Origin of the sequence: Luteococcus peritonei, assembly GCF_039526385.1 — a bacterium.
Lineage (GTDB): Bacteria > Actinomycetota > Actinomycetes > Propionibacteriales > Propionibacteriaceae > Luteococcus > Luteococcus peritonei.
Genome location: NZ_BAAAIX010000033.1, coordinates 124,950 through 141,243, shown reverse-complemented (window position 1 = coordinate 141,243; position 16,294 = coordinate 124,950). Strand labels below are relative to the sequence as shown.

Here is a 16,294-nt window from a genome sequence, read left to right as displayed (position 1 = left end):
AGCTCAGCTGGCCCAGGCGCCGGTGAAGTAGAGCCAGGCCCACCAGACGGCGGCCGCCAGGCTGACGACACCGAAGGCCAGCACCAGGCCGCGGGCCACCAGACTCCCCCGCCCGGGCTCCCGGCCCTGGGCTCCCGGCCAGCCGCGGCGCGCCAGCTCGGCCACCAGCAGCCACAACGGGAACCACAGCAGCACCGCGCGGTTCACGCTCATGAACCAGTAGCTGGTGGCGAAGGCGAAGACCTGCACGCCCACGTAACCGGCCTGCGCCCAGCGACGCCGGACCAGCAGCACCAGCGTCACGACGGCCCCCACCAGCATCGAGACCACCTCGGCGCGGAAGACCCAGGCCACCGACGGCCGGTCCGGCCAGCGGCTGGGAGCGCCCGCCTCCAGCGTGTGGCGCAGGCTGTCCAGCGGACTGTAGAAGCCGCGGTTCCAGCCGGCCGCCTGGGCGTCGAACCAGGCCGACCAGGAGCCGGTCAAGTGGTGCAACCAGGCGAAGTAGGCCAGCACGCCCACCACCCCCAGCGCGGCGAGGGCGGCATGGACCAACCGGCGTGACCACGGCACCCCGGAGCGGGTCAGCGCCAGCAGGCCGAGCCCACCCACCAGGAAGAGCCCGCTGATCCGGAAGCCGGAGGCGAGCGCCGCCAGCAGCGCCGCCTGTGCCCAGCGCCCCCTGGTGGCACGTTCCCAGGCCCAGAAGGCCAGCGCGCAGAAGGGCGCCTCGGTGTAGGCGACGGCGGTGAAGACCGTGGTGGGGGCGAAGAGCCACAGACCGGCCGCCACCGGGCCACCCAGGCGCAACAGGGCCAGCGCCGCCAGCAGGGAGCAGCCCAGCGCCAGCACGGCGCCGGAGAGGTACATCGGAAGCCCCATCTGGCCCGCGGCCCGCAGCAGCAGCGGCAGGGCCGGGAAGAAGGCCCGGTCGATGGTCTCGGCATAGCCGTTGCGGGCGATTGCCTCGAAGTGCGCCACGTCCCAGGCACTCAGCACCTGGCGCAGGGTGCGCCGTTGGGTGAGCATGGCCAGCACCGCCACCACCGCCAGCAGCAGCCGGCTCACCAGCCACAGCCGCACCACCAGGCGCAGCTGCTCGCGCGATCCCCCGGCGGCGAGGTCCGCCTCGGTCCGGGCACCGCCGACCCGCACGCCCACCTCAGAGCTCATCGCTGCCCACCACGTCGAGGCCCACCTCGTCGACGGCACGGGGCGCTCGCCGCTCCCGGTCCGGGGCGTGGTCCAGCACCCCGCCCACCGGGTCGTCCACCGACGGGCCGCGCACCGGGTCCAGCCAGGGACGACGCACGTCGGTGGCCACCCGCCCCACCAGCCAGAGCAGCACGGCCACCCGCAGGATGATGGCGCCCCAGTAGACGACGTCCTTGCCGCCGTCGCCGGGCTGCAGCTCGCCGCCCAGATGGCCCCAGACCGCCCACCAGTAGAGCGACTCGGCGAACGACCAGACCGCCCAGTCGCGCACCACGGGCCGGGCGAGCACCACCAGCGGTGCCAGCCACAGCACCTGCTGCGGCGCGTAGCCCTTGTTGACCAGCAGCCAGCCCGCCACCAGCAGGAAGGCCACCTGGCCCACCCGCGGACGACGCGGGGCGCGGCGCACCAGGTTGGCCACCCAGGCCAGCCAGCTGGCGAAGAGCAGCAGCACCTGCAGCCCGATGGCGGGGATGCGGACCCCCAGCTCGTCGAGCACGAACCACAGCGAGCCCAGGTCGGGGCCGCGATCCAGCCAGGCCTGGTGGAAGGCCGACCAGCCGTGCAGGTTCCAGGCCATCACCGGCAGGTTGAGCAGCAGCCAGACCAGCGTCGCGAAGCCGGCGGTGGTGGCCCAGGCCCGACCCCGGCCTGCCCGGGCGCAGAGCAGGCCGAGCGCCAGCAGCACCAGCACCGGCCAGAAGCCGGCTGCCACGGCCAGCCCCAGCAGCAGGCCGGCGGTGCGGGTGCGCCGCAGGGACCAGGCCAGCAGCCCGGCGGAGACCAGGGCCGCGGTGAACAGGTCCCAGCTCACCAGTCCGGCCGTGAAGACCGCCGGGCTCGCGGCCAGCAGCAGCGCGTCCCAGCTGCGCACCCGGCCCTGCGGGGCCGCGGCCAGCCGCCGCGCCGAACCGCGTCCGAGCAGCAGGTGACAGGCCACCAGGGCCAGGAAGCAGACGCCCAGCAGCACCGCGTTCACCGCGAAGAAGAGGTTGCCACCGTCGAGCACCTGCTGGTCCGAGGCATGGGGCACCGGGTGGGCCCCGAAGAGCCGCGAGATCGTGGTGGCCAGCAGGACGAAGGCGCCGGTCAGCGGCGGCTGCGCGAAGACCACGTCACCGTAGGGCAGGCCCCCGGTGCCGAGTGCGGAGCTCTGGTAGAGCAGTGGCACATCGGAGTAGCACAGCCGCAGGAAGGCGTCGACGGGTTCGCCCGCGACGGTCTGCTGGCACAGGCCCTGCCGGGCGGTGGTGAGCAGCCAGACCAGGGCAGCCACCCCGATCGCCCACGGCAGCGGGTCGTACCAGCGCCCGCTGCGCAGGGCATGGCGTCCGGTGGGCCCGCCGAGGCGACGGGTGGCCCACGGCGTGGTGGTGGAACCGGTCTCAGTCATGTCCTGCCCGATCATGCCAGCCGCCGTGGCCGGCCGGCTCAGCCGTTGCCGCTCGCCCCGGCCCCGGCCGGCTGGTTGCCCGCGCCCTGGTTCCCGGCGCCGTTGCCGGCACCGTTGCCCCCGCCGTTGCCGGCAGTGCCGTTGCCCTGCTGGGTGGTGCGCTGGGTGGGCTGGGTGACCGGCTGCGTGGTGCGCGGGGCGGCCTGCGTCGTGCGCGGCGCCGCGGCCTGCGTCGCGGGCTGGGTGGTGGCCGGTGCCCGCGTGGTGGCGGCCGGCTGCGTGGTGGCCGGCGCCTGGCTGGTGGCCGCCGGCTGCGAGGTGGCGGGCGCCTGCGAGGTCGCGGCCGGGGCCGAGCTGGCGGCCTCGGTGGCGCTCTGGCTGGGCTGGGACTGCTGCTGCGTGCCCCGCTCGGTGGGCTGGGCGGTGCGCGTGGCCGGCGGCACGTGGACCTGGCCCACGCGCTCCTGGCCCAGGTTCACGTTGCCGGCCTCCGGGAAGCTCTGCCAGTCGCGGCCCTCCATGGCCACGCGCATGTAGTCGCGCCACATCCGCGCCGGGTAGGTGCCGCCGAAGAAGGCGGAGTCGCCCGGGCGGCGGTAGGCGTCGAGCGAGCCGTTGCCGTCGTCGCCGGCCACGAACATCGCCGAGGTGGCGATCTGCGGGGTGAAGCCGACGAACCAGGCGGAGGTGATGACATTCTTGCCGTCACGGTCGATGCCGTTGGTGCCGGTCTTGCCGGCCACCTGGTAGTTGCGGCTGGACACCACCGAGCCGGTGCCGGACTGCACCACGGAGCGCAGGCCGGAGATCACGTCGCGGGCGACGTCCTCCTCGATGGCCTGGGTGCCCTTGGTGGGCGCGGTGTAGATGACCTTGCCCTTGGCATCCTTCACCTGGGCCACCACGTGGCGGTCCATCCGCAGGCCCGAGTTGGCGATGGTGGCGTAGCCGGCGGCATTGTCCAGCGGGCTCACCTCGGCGATGCCCAGCGCGATGCGACCGTTCAGGTCCCAGCCGGCGCCCTTGCGCACACCGGCGTCGGTGGCGGCCTTCACCACGGCGGCCGGTCCGTTCTCGAGCTTGTCGGTCATGTCGACGAAGGCGGTGTTGATGGAGTCGGCCAGCGCCTTGCGCAGCGTGACCGGGCCGTACTGCATGCTGAACTCGTTGCGGATCGGCACCGAGTCGCCGGGCGGGGTGAAGGTGTTGCCCTTGAGCTGGGTGCGCAGGCTCATGCCGCCGCGCAGGCCCGCCACCGTCGCATAGGTCTTGAAGGTGGAGGCCGCGGGACGGGCGGTGGTGGCCCAGTTGCGGGTGTTCTTGATGTAGTCGTCGCCGCCGTACATGGCCAGCACGCCGCCGGTGGCGACGTCGACGGAGGCCAGCGCCGGGTGGATCGCCTTGGCGCCACCAGGGCCGTTGCTGCCCACCTCCTCCTTGTACTTCTGGCCCACCTCGATGGCGTGGTCCTGCAGCTTCTTGTCGAAGGTGGTGGTGATGCTCAGGCCACCGCCGTCGATCTGGGCCTGGGTGAATCCCTTGGCCAGCAGCTCGTTCTGCACCGCCTTGAGCAGGTAGCCGTTGGTGCCGCCCCAGCGCTGGTTCAGCGGGATCTCGGGGAAGGCCGGCAGGGCCTTGGCCCACTGGTCGTGCTGGGCCTGGGTGATCTGGCCGGCCTCGAGCATGCCGGACAGCACGTAGCGGTAGCGCTCCAGCAGGCGCTGGCTGTTGCCCTTGGCCACCGACGGGTCGAAGGCGGAGGGGTTGTTCAGCACCGAGGCCAGCACCGCGGACTGCGGCACGGTCAGGTTCTTCGCGTCGGTGTTGAAGTAGGAGCGGCTGGCGGCCTGGATGCCGTAGGCGCCGCGTCCGAAGTAGATGGTGTTGAGGTAGCCCTCCAGGATCTGCTCCTTGGAGACCTCCTTGCCGAGCTTCACCGCCAGCGCCAGCTCACGCAGCTTGCGGGTCATGGTGCGATCGCTGGAGAGGTAGAGGATCTTGATGTACTGCTGCGTGATGGTGGAGCCGCCCTGCATCTCGCCGCCGCGGGCGATGGTCCAGGCGGAGCGCACGATGCCGGTGGGCGAGATGCCGCGGTCGGTCCAGAAGGAGCGGTTCTCGGCGGCGATCACCGCGTCCTTGATGTTCTGCGGCATCTGGGCGTACGGGATGGACTGGCGGTTCTGCACCGCGAAGCTGCCCAGCTTGGTCTTGGAGTCGTTGTAGTACAGGAAGGTGGTGTTGGTGGTGAAGTCCCGGTTGGGGTCGGGCAGCTCGGTGCGGTTGTAGAAGACCAGGCCGGCGAGCATCCCCACCAGGGCCAGCACCAGCGCACCGATGGCGAGGATGCCGGCGATCCGCGCCGCGAGGCCCTTCTTCGAGGTGGGCCTGGCGCCCTTGCCACCTGCGGGTGCCTTGCTGGCGCCCGTGGTGCTGCCGGCGGCCCTGGCCCCGGTGGCACCCTTGGCGCTGCTGGCGCCCTTGCGGGAGGGGGTCTGCTTGTCAGCCATAGATGTCCTCGACGGTCTCTTGACGGCGCGGGGGGCGGCGCTTCCTGCCGTCCCCCAGCTTGTAGGTGGTGACCAGGTGGTTCCAGAAGCAGTCCGGGCAGACCTCGACGACGCGGACGGTGAACTCGCCCACCTCGTTCTCCATCTCCTCCAGCTCCGCGGTGGACTTGATCCGCCCGCTGAACTGGCCCAGCTGGTCACCGAAGGTGTAGTTCAGGTTGGTGAGCCGGTCCCCGCCGCATACCGGGCAGTCCTGGTCGGACGGCTCCCCGTGGTGCAGGGCGGCCTTGACCAGCAGCGGGTCCGCGTCGCACGGGCCGTTCTCGCTGAGGAGTCGCTGCGGCGACTGCAGCGAGACGATGGCACGACGTCGCTGCAGCGCATGACTCATCACCTCACGCTGCGACCACATGGCCCCTAGGGTATGCCGTGCCTCTGAGAGAGCCCCAAGACGCGGGGCATAGGATCACGCCCATGCCCAACAAACAGCTGGTGGCCGTGGCCGGACGCGGAGTGCTCGGCAAGGACAAGCTGGTGGCGAGCGCCGACGACCTGGGCTTCACCCGGGGCGACGGCTGCTTCGACGCCACCCGCGTGGTCACCGGCCGTGACGGGGTCAGCACCATCGACAACCTGGATGCCCACCTGGCGCGGCTGAACCGCTCGGTGGTGGGGCTGGGCGACGAGCCCACCGACCTGGCCGTCTGGCAGGAGCTGGTGGCCGAGGCCGTCGACGCCTGGAGCCAGCCGGGCGAGGCGACCCTGAAGCTGATGTACTCGCGCGGGCCGGAGAGCAATCCGGGCCGCCCGCTGCTGGTGCTCACCATCACCGAGATGTCCGAGGCGGCCCTGGCGCAGCGCCAGGGCGTTCGGGTGGCGGGGCTGGACCTCGGCCGCGCCAGCGACGCCTTCACCGACCGGCCCTGGCTGCTGGGCGGGGTGAAGTCGCTGAGCTATGCGGTGAACATGGCCGCCAAGCGGGAGGCCGCCCGGCGCGGCGCCGACGACGTGCTCTTCCTGTCCAGCGACGGCTTCTGCCTGGAGGGTCCCACCGCCGCCCTGGTGGTGGCCTTCGGCCGGGAGCTCGTGACCACGCCCGTCGAGGGCACCGGGATCCTGGACTCCATCACCCAGAAGCAGGTCTTCGCCACGGCGGAGAAGAAGGGCTGGACGACGAGCTACCGGCTGCTGCGCCCGGCCCAGCTGGCCGACGCCGACGGGGTCTGGCTGGTGAGCTCGGTGCGCGGTGCCGCACCGGTGCTGGAACTGGACGGCGTCGCGCTGCCGCAGGACGCGAAGCTGTCCGCGAAGGTGATGACGTGGGCCGGCTTCTGAGCCGTGGCCGCTGAGGCAGGGGCTCTGCGCCGGGAATGACGAGGTCCCGGCGGCCGTGGGGCCACCGGGACCGGTGGTGGAGCGTACGGGGTTCGAACCCGTGACCTATTGCTTGCAAAGCAATCGCGCTACCAACTGCGCCAACGCCCCTCGTGCCTCCGGATGAGTCCGGTGCGATCAGCCATGCTACGCCAGCCGGGCAGGCCGCGGCAAAGCACCCCGACGCACCGACTGGACAGGCTCACGACGCTCCCCCGCGCCGACGGGGCCCGCCCGCGCGCTGCGCCGCCTAGGATCGAGGGCATGGAGACCACCACTGCCACCGTCTACTGGCGCCCCGGATGCCCCTACTGCGAGGACCTGATGGCGGGCCTCGACCCGGCCGACGAGCGCATCACCTACCGCAACATCTGGGAGGACCCCGAGGCGGCGGCCACGGTACGCGATCTGCAGGACGGCAACGAGCTGGTGCCCACCGTCACCGTCGGCGACCAGGTGCTCACCGCCCCCAGCAGCGCCGAGCTGCTGGCCGTCCTGGGCTGAAGCCCCACCGGTGGGGACGCCCGCGCACGAACGGCCCACCCCGTGCCGGGGTGGGCCGTTCGCTGTCTCCCTGGGGGTGGGAGGTTCAGGTGAAGGGCAGCGGTGCCGGCTTCGCGATCGGCTGGTCGTCGACGGTGGTCACGTCGATGCCCAGGTCCTTGGCGTAGAGGTTGCGGGTGGTGAACTCCCCCGGCCGGCCCTCGTCGAGGGTGAAGACACGGCAGCCACGCAGCTGGTGCTTGGCGGCGCCGTCCAGGCCGTAGGCGCCGTAGCCCGTTCCGGGACCGTAGCCCAGATGGACGCCGAAGTAGTTGCCCTCGTAGGTGTTGACGTGGTCGTGGCCGAAGTAGATGCCCATCACGTCGCCCCGCTCGCGCACCACGTTGTAGAGCCCGGAGTTGAACTGGCTCACGTACTCGCGCTCGTTGCGGTTCGGATCGGTGATCTGGTGCTTGGCCAGCGCCTTGCGATGGCTCTCCTCGGTCCAGTCGGTGGGCGAGCCGAACCACATGAAACGGGTCTCCCACAGCGGGATGTGCAGCCACACCAGGCCGGGGACGGGGCGGCCGGCCTGCTTCTGCAGGGCCAGGCTCTGCTCGCGGTACCAGGCCACCTGGTCGGAGTGGATGGTCTCGTAGGTGTACTCCTCCACCTTCTGCCCGTCGATGCTCTCCTGCTCGTAGCGCCCGGAGTCCAGCAGCCACATGGCGGCGGCGACCCGGCCACCGCGGGAGGCAGCCACCGGCAGCACCGCATTGGAGTGGCCACCGATGGCATCCTCGCGAGGGTTCAGGTTGTGCGGGTAGCGGCGCAGGAAGTCCATGATCCGGGTCTCGGTCATGCCGGTCTTCTTCACCGAGTCCTCGTCGTGGTTGCCGAAGGTCAGCGCCCAGGCGACACCGGCCTGCTCGACGGGGGCGATCACGTTGTTGTAGGCCTGCTTCACCTGCGTGGCAGTGGACATGTCGCCGTTGACGGTGTCGCCGTTGAAGATCACCAGGTCGGGGTCCTCCTTCGCGATGGCCCTGGTGATCAGCTCAATGGTGCGCCGGTCGGTCAGGTGGGTGTCCTGGGTGTCGTTGAACTGCAGGACGGTGAACGAGCCGTCGGGCCGGAAGCGCAGCTTCGGGTTGCGCCGCGAGGGCTTGCGTCCGGCGGGGGCGGCGAGGGCCTCGCTGCTGCCCAGCGCGGCGGCGGCGCCGACGCCGGCGCCCATGGCCAGGATGCCGCGACGAGTACTGTTCGTCATCTTCTTCTCCTTGTGGGGGTGGGATTCGCAGGCTCGACGCTAGGGGTGGCGGGGAACGCAGGGATGTCCGGCGCAGGAACTCTGGTCGAACCTGCCATGACGACGGCACGGGGCGCCCCCACGGGGGTGGGAACGCTCTTGCGGGCCCGGCAAGAGTGGAGTCATGACGAAGCGACGCATCCTCATCACCGGAGCCACCGGAAACATCGGCCAGCTGCTCAGCGAACGACTGCAGGACGACTACGAGGTGCTGATGCAGGGCCGTACGCCCCGCACCCCGCGCCAGGAGAAGGAGCTGCTCAAGGTCGACCTCAACGACTTCGAGGCGGTGCGTGGCCTGATGGACGGGGTGGACACCGTGGTCCACCTGGCCGGCGCCGCCTCCCCGGAGTCCACCTGGGAGGAGGTGCTGGAGGCCAACATCATCGGCCTGCGCAATGTCCTCGAGGCGGCCCAGCAGGGCAAGGTGCGCCGCGTGGTCTTCGCCTCCAGCAACCACGCCATGGGCGGCTACGACCGCGACGGTGAGTGGCCCGTGTACCCGCACCAGATCCCGCGCGGCGACTCGCTCTACGGCATGAGCAAGGCGATGGGTGAGACCATGTGCCGCTTCTACCACGACGAGCACGGGCTGGAGGTGATCTGCCTGCGGATCGGCTGGATGAGCGGCGACCCCATGCTGGCCGAGGCGGACATCCTGCACGCGATGTGGCTCAGCGAGGACGACTGCGAGCAGGTGGTGCGGCGCTCCATCGAGGCGGCCACCACCTGGGGGCTGTTCTATGCGATCAGCGACAACCCGAACCGACGCTGGGACCTGACGAACACGATGCTGGAGCTGGGCTACCGGCCCCAGGACACCTGGACCGACGAGGCACCGGAGCCCGAAGAGGTGGTCGAGGGCGGCGAGGCGGCGCCGACCAACTGGCCCGAGGACTCCTGAGCACGGCCTCGGCGCCGAACCCCACCGGTCGGGTTCGGCGCGCAGCGGGAGTCAGCGTGCGAGAGGGACGCAGCGTGCGACGGGAACTCAGCGTGCGACGGGGACTCAGCGCGCGTCGGGGATGCGGCTGCCGGGGCTGACCCGGGCGCCGCGCCCCACCAGCGCGGCCTCGCCGACGCGGGAGTGCATCCCCACCAGGGTGATCTCCTCGCTGACCAGCCGCTGATCGGGATCGCGGCGCGGCTCGCCGACCGTGGCCTGCTGGCCCACCTCGACGTCCACGTCCAGCACGGACCACTGCACCGTGGCGCCGGCGCGGATCCGGCACCGGCCCATCACGATGCTGTCCACCACCGTGGCACCGGCCTCCACCACCACGTCGGGGCCCAGCACGCTGCGCTCCACGCGGCCGTGCACCTCGACGCCGCCGGCCAGCATCGAGTCGTCGACCCGGCCGCTGTCGTGCACCCGCGCGGCGGGGCGCTGGCTGCTGGCAGAGCGGATCGGCCAGTCGCGGCGGTGCAGCAGGTCCACCTCCCCTTCCAGCAGGTCCTGGTGGGCACGGAAGTAGGCCGACGGGCGGCCCAGGTCGCGCCAGTAGCCCGGCAGGGCATGGGCCACCACCCGGCCACGCTCCACCAGGGCCGGCAGCAGGTGCTCGCTGAAGTCGCCCAGACCGGTGTCCCCCTCGTCGGCGGACTCCGAGAGCTCGGCGTGCAGCCGCTCCAGGGTCTCCACCAGCACGTCGGCCGAGTAGAGGAAGACCTCGCTGGCGATGGTCTCGTGGGCGGGCTCGTCGGGCTTGGCGTGCACCCCGGTGACACGGCCGTCGGTGACGTCCACCAGGGTGTGGTTGCCGGCCTCGGCCAGACCGATCGTGGTGGTGACCACGGTGCACTCGGCAGCGGCCTCGAGGTGGGTGCGCAGCACCTCGCGGTGGTCCAGCGCGTAGACGTGGTCGGCGCTCAGCACCAGCACCTGGTCCGCCCCGGAGGCGGCGACCAGTTCGCGGATCCGGAACAGGGCGTCGGCATTGCCGGTGGCCATCCCCTCCTCGGCGGACCCGATCCCCTCCTGGGGTGGCAGGACGCGCAGGCCCCCGGAGAAACGGTCCAGGTCCCAGGGGCGGCCGTGGGCCAGCACCTGGTCGAAGCTGGAGGCGTGGTACTGCACCACCACCCAGACGTCCTCGATGCCGCTGTTGACCAGGTTGGACAGGCAGATGTCCAGCAGTGAGTAGACCCCGCCGAAGGGGAGCGTCGGCTTGGCCCGCCGCTCGGTGAGGACATCCATCCGGCTTCCCTTGCCGCCGGCCAGCACGATCGCAAGCACCTTGTCAGCCACGCAGAGACCCTATGCGAACGTGACAAGCAGGGTCATCACCCCTACGGGCAGGAAGGCTGCCACCAGATCGCCAGGCGCCAGGGCCGAATCAACCCGAATTCGCCACAATTCGGCCTGCGGGACGGATCCGGACGTGCCATACGGCAGATCGTGGCGGATTGGTTGATGTCTCCGCCGCACCGTCCTCTGGGCTGTTTCCGCACCGTCACCTCGCCCCTCCAGGTACTCGAGCGAGGCGCCGCCACCGGTGGAGATGTGGCGCCGCCCACGATCACGGTGTCGGCCTTCCGCGAGTCGGGCAGCCGTCTGGCGCGCTGGGCACTGCAGGCCTTGGCGCGGGTGCACAGCCACGACGCGTCCCGCGATCGAGTGAGCGGATCACGGCGCGCAGCGCACGATCACCCCTGTTGCAACAGGGGCGATGGGCTGCCACCGGCCCGCGATGTGCACCTGACGGCCGCGATGACGCCCGACGGTCATGCATCCAGACGAGATGCCTGCCAGCCGCAACAATCTGAGAGATTTCAGGATTTTCTCATCTTGTGGTTAGGTTCGAAGGGTACGACCCACCCCACCCAGGCAGGCAGACATGACTTCTCGACGTTGGGCCGCTTCGGCCCTGGCCACCGGCGCCGTTCTCGGCCTCACCCTCAGCACCGCGCCCGCCGGCGCACAGCAGGCGGCCCCCGCGGCCCCCTCGCTCGCGACCAGCCCGATGGCTGCTCCGGCCACCGGCACCCCCACCATCGACGAGCAGTTCAGCTCCTGGCCCGCCGGCAGCAACACCAGTGCCGCGGGAACCCTGCGCATCAACGGCGACTGGACCGGCACCGGCGGCAACCAGATGCTGCGCTCCAATGTGCGCGTCGCCGACGGCGTGGCCACCATGACCAGCCGCGCGAACCAGAAGTCCGGCGCCGAGCTGCAGACCGCCCCCGACAAGCTGGTCGGCAAGGGCTACTACGAGACCAGCATGCAGATGAGCAGCACGCCCGGCATCCTGTCCGGCATGTTCTTCATGGGCAAGGACTACACCTTCCCCGAGGTGGACATGGAGATCCGCAGCCGCGACAACGGCCCGGGCAAGAGCCACTACATCTTCTACACGGTGCACTACGCCGGTGGCGGCCACCAGTACAAGCAGGTGGAGCTGCCCTTCGACCCGGCCGCCGGCCAGCACACCTACGGCTTCCTGCTGGGCACCACCAGCATCAGCTTCTACGTCGACGGCCAGCAGACCCACACCTGGCAGAACCTGCCGGCCAACCTCGGCCTGGGCAGCACCGAGCCGCAGGGCTACCTGATGACCAATTCCTGGGCCCAGGACTCCGAGTGGGTGGGCGCGCTGCCGGCGCAGGACACCGCCACCCGGATCGACTGGATCCGTCACTGGGGCGGCGCCACCTCGCCGCAGTTCACGCCCGCGGGCTGAACCATGGACCCCCTCGCCCTCGGGCGGGGACACGGGAGGACGCGCGGCGACCAATTCGGGGGATCGTCGCGCGTCTTCCCTGTCCGGGCGCGTCCGCCCGACGAAGGCGGCCGGCTCTGGAGCGTGGGCCGGCTACTCGGCGCGGACCAGTCCGGCGCGCACCACCTGGCGCAGGGTCACCCCGCTGACCAGCAGGCCGGCGTGCACCACGGCCACACCAGCCGCCAGGACGCCTGCCACCACGGCCACGGCGGTCAGGTCGATGTGACCGGCCACCCCCATCGGCAGTGTCATCACCAGGGCCGCCGCCACGGAGACCCCCACCACCAGCAGCAGCGGGCGCATCACCGCCCGGCGACGGGCACGATCGGCCAGGGCGGTGGGCATGCCGATCATGTCCAGCCCGACGAACAGGCTGCGTCGATCCAGCACGGCCGCGGTCTGGGTGACGCCCACTGAACAGGCCACGGTCACGAAGCTGAAGGCCATCGTGAGCAGCACACCGGTGCGCACGTCCTGCATGGCGATCGCCTCGGCCGGGTTGCTGGCGGCGCCGGAACTCATCGCCATGCCGATGCCCATGAAGACACCGACGAAGCTGGTCAGGGCCAGCGCCCCGACCTGGCGCCAGACCTGCTTGGGGTCCTCCAGCAGGGTGCGGGCCGCGAGCAGACTGACCGCGCTGCGCGCCCGGCGCAGCTCGGCGCGTGCCACCAGCTGCAGCAGCCAGGGGCCCACCAGGTTCATCAGCACCAGCGGTGCGGCCAGCGCCACCATCATGGTGGCGCCGATGACCACCATGCTGCTGGCGCCGTTGCCCGCCTGCGCGGCGACGAAGGCCAGGCCGAAGCCGCCCACGGCCACCAGCGCACGCCACCGGCCCATGTGTGCGGCCCGGGCGCGGGTGCGCACACCCAGCGGGGAGACCTCGACGCGGTGCAGCCCGACGGCCGAACTCACCACGGCCAGCAGCACGATGCCCAGCACTGCGCCCACCACCGGAAGCAGCCCGAGCCACAGCCCGGCTGCACCGATCGGGCCGCCCGCGAACTCCAGTCGTCCCAGCAGCGGCATCAGCACGGCATAGCCGGCCACGCCGAGCAGGGCACCACCGGCCGCCATCGCGCCGGACTCCATCAGGGTCAGCAGCCGCAGGCTGGAGCGGGTGGCACCCAGCAGCCGCAACGAGCTGAGCCGGGTGTCGCGTCGGCTGGCCGAGAGCCGGGCCGCGGCCGCCGCCAGCGTGGCCAGCGGGAGCAGGAGCAGCACCAGGGCCACCGAGGACAGGGTGCGGTAGAGGCTGGTCAGCGGGCCGTCGATCTGCCAGAACCAGTGCACGCCTCCGGCCACCGACAGACTGAGCGCGCTGACCACGGCCATCGCGGTGACCGGGAGCGCCCAGCCGGCGCGGTCGGCCAGCGTCGGGCCGGCCAGCAGGCGCACCAGGTGACGGGTGGCGTGCAGCGAGGAGGAGTGCCGGGACAGCACCGGGTCGGCGGGGGCCGGCGTCACGGGCAGCGAACTGGACGCTGCCGGGCGGGCCATGGTGCTCATGCGGCCACCGCCATCGAGTCGTGCACGACGTGCCCGTCCTGCAGCCGCACGATGCGCGAGCAGGCGGCAGCCACCTTCTCGTCATGGGTGACCATCACCAGGGTGCGGCCCCGCCCGGCGGTGGCCTGCAGCAGGGCACCGAGCACCTCGGCGGAGGTGTGCTGGTCCAGCGCCCCGGTGGGCTCGTCGGCGAAGGTGACGCGGGCACCGGTGACCTGGCTGCGGGCGATGGCGACGCGCTGGCACTGGCCACCGGACATCTCGCCCAGCCGTCGGCCCTCCAGCCCGGCCAGACCCAGGTGGGCCAACCAGCCGGCGGCCTGGCGCTCGGCCTCGCGCCGGTCCACCCCGGCCAGCATCAGCGGCAGGGCGGCATTCTCGACGGCGGTCAGCTCGGGCAGCAGCAGCCCCTGCTGGAAGACGAAGCCGAAGGACTCACGACGCAGCCGGGCCCGTTGCTCCTCGCCGAGCTGGTCGATGCGCAGCGGGCTGCCGCCGGTGCCCAGCACCACGGAGCCGGAGTCGGCGCCCAGGATGCCGGCCAGGCAGTGCAGCAGGGTGGTCTTGCCGGAGCCGGAAGGGCCCATCACGGCCACCGACTGGCCGGCCTCGATGCACAGGTCCACCCCCGACAGGGCGATCGTGGAGCCATAGGTCTTGGTGAGTCCCTCGCAGGACAGGACGGGTTCGTTGTTCATGCTCCAACGCTCCCCCGGCAGGGCCTGCCCGCGGATCGTGCGCCGGGCCCGTCGCCGTGGCGGTCTCCTGCACCCCGCGGCGCAGACCGGTGCCATCCCGTGGGTGGAGGCCCTGCCGCGCCGCGCTCCCTAGGCTGATGACATGCGGTGGAGTGATCTGCGGGCCGGCTTCCGGGCCCATCCGATGTGGGGCGATGCCATCGTCCTGCTGCTCTGCCTGCCCAACACCCTGATGGGCACCCTGAGCATGCTCGAGGTGGAGATGCCCTATGGGGCTGCTCTGGCCCTGGGGCTGCTCTTCACCCTGCCGCTGCTCTGGCGTCGCACCGCACCGGAGAAGGCCGCCGCCGTGCTGGTGCTGCCGCACCTGGTGCAGCTGGTGGTCTACGACTCGCTGATGCCAGCCAACATCACCGTACCGCTGATGCTCTACGCCGTCTCCCGCTACGGCCGCGCCTCACGCAGCCGCCACTGGTTCGTGCTCGCGCTGCTCTCCTGCGTGGCGGCCGGCTGGGACTGGGGGATGGCTCCGAGCCTGGCGCACGACGGCCTGGCCGCGAAGCTCAGCTGGGCACTGGCCTGGTTCGTGGCCTGCCTCAGCGTCAGCCTCACGGCCTGGTTCCTGGGCCAGTGGCTGCGTCAGCGCCAGGCCACCCTGGACTCCTGGCGGGAGCGCGCCGAGGCGCTGGAACGTGAGCGGGCCCAAGGGATGCGGCTGGTGGCCGAGGAGGAGCGCAACCGGATCGCGCGCGAGATGCACGACATCGTCGCCCACTCGCTGAGCGTCATCGTGGTGCAGTCCGACGGCGCCGGCTACCTGGCCGGGCACGACGAACTGGGTGACCCTGCCGCCCGCCTGGCCCAGGTGCGCCAGGCCATCGAGACCATCAATGCCACCGCCCGCGAGGCCCTGGGCGAGACCCGGCGGCTGGTGGGCGTGCTGCGCCAGGACGGCGAGGCCCCCGAGCTGGCCCCGGCCGCCACCCTGGAGCGGATCGGGGAGCTGGTGGCCCAGCTGCAACAGGCAGGCATCCCGGCGCGCTGCACCACCGTCGGCGATCCCGCCGCGCATCCGCCGCTGAGCACCGGAGCCGAGATGGCGGCCTACCGCGTGGTGCAGGAGTCGCTCACCAATGTCATGAAGCATGCCGGCCCCGGCGCCAGCGTCGACGTCTGCCTGGCCCACTCCCCCGAGGGTCTGGACGTGGCCGTTCGCGACACCGGACGCGGCGCCACCACCAGCGACGGCCAGGGCCACGGCGTGGTGGGCATGCGGGAGCGCGTCGCCGCCTGGGGTGGCACGCTGGTGGCCCGTCCCCGCGCCGGCGGCGGCTTCGAGGTACTGGCCCACATCCCATCCACAGGAGAGAACCGATGACCGAACCCATCCGCCTGCTGCTGGCCGACGACCAGGCCATGGTGCGCACCGGCTTCCGCATGGTGCTCGACGCCCAGGCCGACATGGAGGTGGCCGGCGAGGCCGGCGACGGCAGCCAGGCCGTCGCGATGGCCGCCGAGCTGGCGCCCGACGTGGTGCTGATGGACATCCGGATGCCGGTGATGGACGGGGTGGAGGCCACCCGTCGGATCCGCGAGGCTGCCGGGGACCAGCCCGGCCGTCGGGTGCTGGTGCTGACCACCTTCGACCTCGACGAGTACGTCTACGCGGCCCTGCAGGCCGGCGCGGCGGGCTTCCTGCTCAAGGACGCCGGGCCGGCCGAACTGCTGGCCGCGATCCGCTCGGTGCACTCCGGTGAGGCAGTGGTGGCGCCGTCGGCCACCCGACGGTTGCTGGAGCGCTTCCTGCCCAGCCTGCCCCAGGGCGGCCAGGGCGGTGACCAGGAGGCCCGGCAGCGGCTGGAGGTGCTCACCGAGCGGGAGCGCGAGGTGCTCACCGAGGTGGGCCTGGGGCTGACCAATGGCGAGATCGCCGGCAAGCTCTTCCTGGCCGAGGCCACCGTGAAGACCCACATCGGCCACATCCTCGCCAAGCTGGGGCTGCGCGACCGGGTACAGATGGTGGTGCTGGCCTATGACGCCGGACTGGTGAAGCCTCAACCGTAGGCTCACGTTGAGCT

At 71.7% G+C, this 16,294-nt stretch carries 14 protein-coding genes and 1 tRNA gene; 6 read left to right on the top strand and 9 right to left on the bottom strand.

From position 1 onward, the window contains the following. Positions 1-3 precede the first annotated feature (3 nt). The 4 genes from ABD073_RS14010 to ABD073_RS13995 are packed head-to-tail and all read right to left on the bottom strand — an operon-like array spanning position 4 to position 5,530. Positions 4-1,173 (bottom strand): hypothetical protein, encoded by a 1,170-nt coding sequence (locus ABD073_RS14010; protein WP_343875609.1) that lies wholly within the window; start codon positions 1,171-1,173, stop codon positions 4-6. Next, positions 1,163-2,608: a glycosyltransferase family 87 protein gene (locus ABD073_RS14005; protein ID WP_343875607.1), complete on the bottom strand. Its 1,446-nt coding sequence runs from the start codon at positions 2,606-2,608 to the stop codon at positions 1,163-1,165. The genes ABD073_RS14010 and ABD073_RS14005 overlap by 11 nt, the downstream gene beginning before the upstream one ends. 38 nt (positions 2,609-2,646) lie before the next feature. Next, entirely contained in the window at positions 2,647-5,118 is a 2,472-nt protein-coding gene (locus tag ABD073_RS14000) for a transglycosylase domain-containing protein (RefSeq protein ID WP_343875604.1), read from the bottom strand. After that, on the bottom strand, positions 5,111-5,530 hold the full coding sequence (locus ABD073_RS13995) for a DUF5318 family protein (protein ID WP_343875603.1): 420 nt from the start codon (positions 5,528-5,530) through the stop codon (positions 5,111-5,113). The genes ABD073_RS14000 and ABD073_RS13995 overlap by 8 nt, the downstream gene beginning before the upstream one ends. Positions 5,531-5,649: 119 nt before the next feature. On the opposite strand from ABD073_RS13995, the gene ABD073_RS13990 reads away from it, so the two are divergent. After that, positions 5,650-6,453: an aminodeoxychorismate lyase gene (locus tag ABD073_RS13990; RefSeq protein ID WP_343875636.1), complete on the top strand. Its 804-nt coding sequence runs from the start codon at positions 5,650-5,652 to the stop codon at positions 6,451-6,453. 74 nt (positions 6,454-6,527) lie between these two features. Here ABD073_RS13990 and ABD073_RS13985 read toward each other — a convergent pair. After that, positions 6,528-6,603, bottom strand: a tRNA-Ala gene (locus tag ABD073_RS13985). A 153-nt stretch (positions 6,604-6,756) separates the two neighbouring features. On the opposite strand from ABD073_RS13985, the gene ABD073_RS13980 reads away from it, so the two are divergent. Further along, complete coding sequence (locus tag ABD073_RS13980; RefSeq protein ID WP_343875601.1) at positions 6,757-6,996, top strand: glutaredoxin family protein; 240 nt, start codon at positions 6,757-6,759, stop codon at positions 6,994-6,996. Positions 6,997-7,081: 85 nt separating this feature from the next. On the opposite strand, the gene ABD073_RS13975 is transcribed toward ABD073_RS13980, so the two are convergent. Next, positions 7,082-8,245: a metallophosphoesterase family protein gene (locus ABD073_RS13975; protein ID WP_343875599.1), complete on the bottom strand. Its 1,164-nt coding sequence runs from the start codon at positions 8,243-8,245 to the stop codon at positions 7,082-7,084. 163 nt (positions 8,246-8,408) lie between these two features. On the opposite strand from ABD073_RS13975, the gene ABD073_RS13970 reads away from it, so the two are divergent. After that, positions 8,409-9,188 carry an NAD-dependent epimerase/dehydratase family protein gene (locus tag ABD073_RS13970; RefSeq protein ID WP_343875597.1) on the top strand — a complete coding sequence of 260 codons (780 nt, stop codon included), beginning with the start codon at positions 8,409-8,411 and terminating at the stop codon, positions 9,186-9,188. Positions 9,189-9,293: 105 nt separating this feature from the next. On the opposite strand, the gene ABD073_RS13965 is transcribed toward ABD073_RS13970, so the two are convergent. Continuing rightward, positions 9,294-10,532: a glucose-1-phosphate adenylyltransferase family protein gene (locus ABD073_RS13965; protein WP_343875594.1), complete on the bottom strand. Its 1,239-nt coding sequence runs from the start codon at positions 10,530-10,532 to the stop codon at positions 9,294-9,296. A gap of 589 nt (positions 10,533-11,121) precedes the next feature. Between ABD073_RS13965 and ABD073_RS13960 the strand changes: the two genes are divergently transcribed. Next, positions 11,122-11,964, top strand: coding sequence for a glycoside hydrolase family 16 protein (locus ABD073_RS13960; protein ID WP_343875591.1), 843 nt, complete (start codon positions 11,122-11,124; stop codon positions 11,962-11,964). A 132-nt stretch (positions 11,965-12,096) separates the two neighbouring features. On the opposite strand, the gene ABD073_RS13955 is transcribed toward ABD073_RS13960, so the two are convergent. Both ABD073_RS13955 and ABD073_RS13950 read right to left on the bottom strand, forming a co-directional pair. Beyond that, positions 12,097-13,518 carry an ABC transporter permease gene (locus tag ABD073_RS13955; protein WP_343875588.1) on the bottom strand — a complete coding sequence of 474 codons (1,422 nt, stop codon included), beginning with the start codon at positions 13,516-13,518 and terminating at the stop codon, positions 12,097-12,099. Beyond that, positions 13,515-14,216, bottom strand: a complete 702-nt coding sequence (locus ABD073_RS13950; protein ID WP_343875585.1) for an ABC transporter ATP-binding protein — start codon at positions 14,214-14,216, stop codon at positions 13,515-13,517. The genes ABD073_RS13955 and ABD073_RS13950 overlap by 4 nt, the downstream gene beginning before the upstream one ends. Before the next feature lie 142 nt (positions 14,217-14,358). On the opposite strand from ABD073_RS13950, the gene ABD073_RS13945 reads away from it, so the two are divergent. Beyond that, the gene (locus ABD073_RS13945) at positions 14,359-15,594 is read left to right on the top strand and encodes a sensor histidine kinase (RefSeq protein ID WP_343875584.1); all 1,236 of its coding nucleotides are present in this window, start codon (positions 14,359-14,361) and stop codon (positions 15,592-15,594) included. Further along, positions 15,591-16,280, top strand: a complete 690-nt coding sequence (locus tag ABD073_RS13940) for a response regulator (RefSeq protein ID WP_343875583.1) — start codon at positions 15,591-15,593, stop codon at positions 16,278-16,280. The genes ABD073_RS13945 and ABD073_RS13940 overlap by 4 nt, the downstream gene beginning before the upstream one ends. Positions 16,281-16,294 lie beyond the last annotated feature (14 nt).